Source organism: Haloferax sp. Atlit-6N, from assembly GCF_003383195.1.
Classification (GTDB): Archaea; Halobacteriota; Halobacteria; order Halobacteriales; family Haloferacaceae; genus Haloferax; species Haloferax gibbonsii.
The window spans coordinates 1-492 of record NZ_QEQJ01000235.1 but is presented as its reverse complement, the minus strand read 5'-3'; the positions used below and the strand labels follow the sequence as shown (position 1 = coordinate 492).

General features: G+C 30.7%; 2 protein-coding genes. Both read left to right on the top strand.

Annotated elements, in window-relative coordinates:
* The coding region (locus DEQ92_RS22130; protein WP_115821791.1) for a hypothetical protein at positions 1 to 237 on the top strand (237 nt) is incomplete at its 5' end.
* A 3-nt stretch (positions 238 to 240) separates the two neighbouring features.
* A partial coding sequence (locus tag DEQ92_RS22125; protein ID WP_115821792.1) for a DUF443 family protein occupies positions 241 to 492 on the top strand: 252 nt, incomplete at its 3' end.

Below are 492 nucleotides of genomic sequence, written 5' to 3'. Positions count from 1 at the left end.
GGGCTTTTACCAAGATATACTGCAGGTTCTGTTTCGGCAAGACTTGTAAATTGGGATCATCAAACAAATAAATTTGGATTAAGAGATAAAACTGAATGGATATGTTATAAAACGGACGACAATATAGATGTAATAGAAAAATTCGCAGATGAAATTGTAGAAGGTATTGAAAGTACCATTGGTGAAGCTACAAACAACATTAGTAATCATATAACTCCAATGAAATGGGCGTGGTGAGTTTTGCTTTGCGAATTTAAAATTATCAACAAAAATCCAAAATATAGAATTATTAAGTATAATGATGAATATTTGATAGTTGATTTAGTAAGTAGTTGGATAGTATTTTTTCTTCCAATGATCAATTGGTTTATCCCTAAAAATTACGTCAAAATTAGCAAGGAAGAATTTGATGTCTTAAACATTTTCAAACCAGTTAGAAATAATGCTTTTTGGCCTGTTACAGGCGCTTTAGTTTTACTTGTAACCTTGTCG